The sequence below is a fragment of the Phormidium pseudopriestleyi FRX01 genome, from assembly GCF_017313335.1.
GTDB classification, from domain to species: Bacteria; Cyanobacteriota; Cyanobacteriia; order Cyanobacteriales; family Laspinemataceae; genus Laspinema; species Laspinema pseudopriestleyi.
Genome location: NZ_JAFLQW010000145.1, coordinates 1 through 3,722, shown reverse-complemented (window position 1 = coordinate 3,722; position 3,722 = coordinate 1). Strand labels below are relative to the sequence as shown.

The 3,722-nt window shown below is 43.8% G+C and carries 2 protein-coding genes; both read right to left on the bottom strand.

Going from position 1 to position 3,722, the window contains the following annotated elements:
- Positions 1-2,518: helicase-related protein (locus J0895_RS05520; protein WP_207087119.1), on the bottom strand; the 2,518-nt coding region annotated here is incomplete at its 3' end.
- Positions 2,519-2,771: 253 nt separating this feature from the next.
- Positions 2,772-3,311 carry a Uma2 family endonuclease gene (locus tag J0895_RS05515; RefSeq protein WP_340643459.1) on the bottom strand — a complete coding sequence of 180 codons (540 nt, stop codon included), beginning with the start codon at positions 3,309-3,311 and terminating at the stop codon, positions 2,772-2,774.
- Positions 3,312-3,722 lie beyond the last annotated feature (411 nt).

Sequence of the window (3,722 nt, the reverse complement as noted above, 5' to 3'; positions counted from 1 at the left end):
CAATTCTATCGACCCGTCCCGCCCGCTGAATTAGCCGAATAATGGCCCAAGGTAAATCATAATTGACAATAATAGCGCAATCTTGGAGGTTCTGTCCTTCACTCAAAACATCCGTAGCAATTAACACCCGCAGTTCTTGATTCGGGCTAATTTTATCCTCTTTCCCATTACTCACCGGACTAAATCGATTTGCCAATTCTGTAGGGTCTGGAGACTGACCCGTAACTCCAGCTACTCCCTGAATCTGGAGGGTGGTTAAATTCTCGGTTAAATAGCGCACTGTATCAGCAAACTGAGTAAAAACTAGCACCTTTTGCTGGGGATAAGTTCGGGTTAATAATTCCACCAAAGCCATGAATTTTTTATCTTGCTGGGGATGCCACTCTCCACCGGTTTGCAGCACTTCAATCAAAGCCTTAGCATCCGCTAATAGGTCACGTTTCAAGGCTTTCGTATCAAATAAAGCAGGTTTTAGCCATTTAAACCGCCGTTGGTAGCGGGTTTCATAGTCTTGGTAAACTGCCTTTGCTCGCTGCTTGAAAACTTTTTGCGATCGGGCTAACAAATCTTCCAATTCTAAATCTGGGTTCTCCCCTTCTTCGGTTTCCGCCTCCAGTTCGATCGCCGTTATCGAATCCGAATCTTCGTCACTATTGCGTGTATCCAACAACTCCGCATCTTGAGTCCCAATGGGAATATTCAACTGATTCTCAATGGCATATAAATAGATAAAATTTCGTAAAATGTGTCGTTCTAAAGACTGGATAAAAGCAATGCCACTACTTTCTAACCGTTTAAACAGATTAGTCCGCGAAAATCCCATCAACCGCCTACCCGCCCGAGAAAGGGCATTGAGTTGATACTGTTCCACTTCCGTGGGGGAAATCTTATGCTTTTTCAGGATATAATTTCCCAGTCCATACCGGGGTAATGTCAGGGCATTAATCACATCTACCACGCCCTCCGAATACAGCCGTGAATAGGGATTTGAGTCAGCAGTATCTAGGGGGAATTTGAGAGTAGCCGGAATGCGATCGGGAAAATAAGAACGGTTACCATCTGGAAATTCTAAATATTTACGCCCGGTTTCTTCGTCAGTTTGGGCATAGTTTTCTTTAATAAACGAACGAGTTCGCCGGACCATGTAATGCTTCATCAATTCTCGCCAATCATCGGGATGGTCGCTTTTTTCAAAAGCCGCTAAAGAGGACACCAAGCATTGATGTCGGCGGATAAATTCCAGTTCTCCTGCCGTACTCCCTCCCAGTTCATTCAACAGCGCCTCTGGCCGAAATCCCAAGTTCTGGTCTTCTGAAACGAATAACCGCAATTGAGAGGATAAATCTAAATAAGTTTTATTATAAGGCGTAGCAGACAGGAAAATACACTTGCTTTCATTTGCAGCAATATATTCTTGAATGGCCCGATACCGTTTTCCGTCCCGGTTCCGTAAATTGTGACTTTCATCAATTAAAACAACCCGGTAACGGCGTAACTCAGGCAATTGATTTTGTACCTGGCTAATCGGTAAAACTTTAGCATAGAGACGGTAATTATCTACATAGTCTTGCCACATTTTGACCAGGTTTTTAGGGCAGATAATCAGTGTTTCTAAGAGGCAATCCTCTTGGAGAATTTTTGCTAGGGCAGTTCCCACCAGGGTTTTACCTAAGCCAACAACATCCCCAACCAGAACCCCCCCGCGCTTGGTGACATGGCGGGCAGCCAGTTGAACTGCTGCTTTTTGGAAGTCAAATAAACCGCTAAATTCCCGAGGAATTCTAAATTCAGAAAGTCCGGCGATCGCCTCTCGGGAGAGATGATAAGCAATTTTTAAATAAATGTGATACGGCGGAATCAGTTCTTCCCTTGCCCAACTTTCATCAATAATTTCCGCAAGTTCTTTAGAAATATCGATACAGCCATACTCTTTCCAGCGATCGTCAAACCACTTCTGCAACTTCTGGCAAGCATCAAAGTCTAAGACATCAACATTCAATTCCCCCTGATTTCTCAATCCAGCCAAAGTCAAATTACTACTGCCTAAAAATCCCACAATCGGGCTATTTGGATCTTGACGATGAATCAGATAAAGTTTGGCATGAAGAGGGTGCGCTAAAAAGAGTTTAACAATCAGTTTACCCGCTTTAATTTGACGGCTAACTCGGCGCAATCCAGCTTCATCCCAGTTCGTCGGTGCACCGATCGCCAACTGGTGACGAAATTCAGCAGCCATCCGTTTTTTAAAACGCAGAATCCCACTGTTATCAATTCGCCCCTCACTTGGACCCAAGCTAAACGCTGCCTGAACCTCATCCCTCGGCAGAGTTTGCATTCCCACCAACAGCCGACAACAGGACCCCTCACCGCCCACATAACGCTCAATCAAATCATCTATCTTTTGCCACCCTCTCAGGTTGAAGTATCCCACGCAAAAATCTGCCCGATACGAGAGTTTCAGCGTGTCTCGGAGGGCTGGATGTAGGGGCAACTCAATATTATCAAAGATGCGCGGCACAGTTTTTCTCTACTAGCACGAATTCGAGGGTCTTCTCAGTTGGAGGGTTTTTGCTCCACAAACCATCCTACCTCTTTTTTGCTTTAAAACTCTACTTTAAATACTCAAGCTCTACAAACGTTCATACTGACTCCTTCACTGAGTCATTTTGAGGCAACCCCTGAAGGGGTTACTACAAACGTTCGTAGTAACTCCTTCAGGAGTTAAAAAAAGGCCACAAACTTGACAGGGGTAGTCCTGTTTTTTTCTAGTTTTACTCAAAATACAGCCATCCAATTATATCTCGGACGGATAATTGCCAATCAGTTAATACAGGTAAAGCGGGTAACGCATCATCCCCAGTTTTTACCTCGGGGGTTTGATTGGGTTTGAAAATTATCACCGATTCATCCTCTGGATCGACTAACCATACTATCTGGGTTCCGTGATTGAGGCAAAAGATAATTCTTCTCATCATCCGATTCACAACTTGGTCAGGAGACCAAATTTCAATCGTCCAATCCGGTGCAATGGTCACGCGATTTTCCAGTCTGCCATTCGGTTTTCGGGGAATCCTGTGCCATTCAAATACTGCTATATCTGGCACGATGGAAGACCCGCCAAAGTTACAATTCAACTCGGGAAAAGCGGCCACTATTTTCTCGAATTTACCCACATTATTGATAGCAGTACCTAGCTTAGTTCTGATCCAGCTATGCTCGGTTTGTGGCATGGGTTTTTGATAAATTACTCCATTGATATATTCACTGGCGGGTTTGGTTTCAGGTAACTGTAAAAATTCTTCTAGGGTAATCTCAGTGCGGGATTGAATTGAGGGAGTTATAACGGTTTTCTCCTAAACGGTTTGGGAATGCCTTCAGGGGTTTGGCTAGGGGATGGGCTGTTGGGTAAGATGAGGTTAAACTGAGGTGGCGGTTCTCTTCCCCAGTATAGCTGAATTTTCCCGTTAAAATAAGAGGCATCACATCTTGCTGGCGTTCTCTATGACGCACTGCTGCAAGAAAAGGAGTAAAATACCCCAAGGATATGAATCTCTGTTGTGCAAACTCTAACTCATCTCTTTGTAAGAGCGAATAAACAATGGCTTATAGCGATTTCAAACTCAATCGACTCATCAAGCAATTTAACTTAACTTTAAATGAAAATACCGATTTATTTGTTGACATCCCTGAAGTAGAACCAAGCGAAATGCTTCAGACTTTTT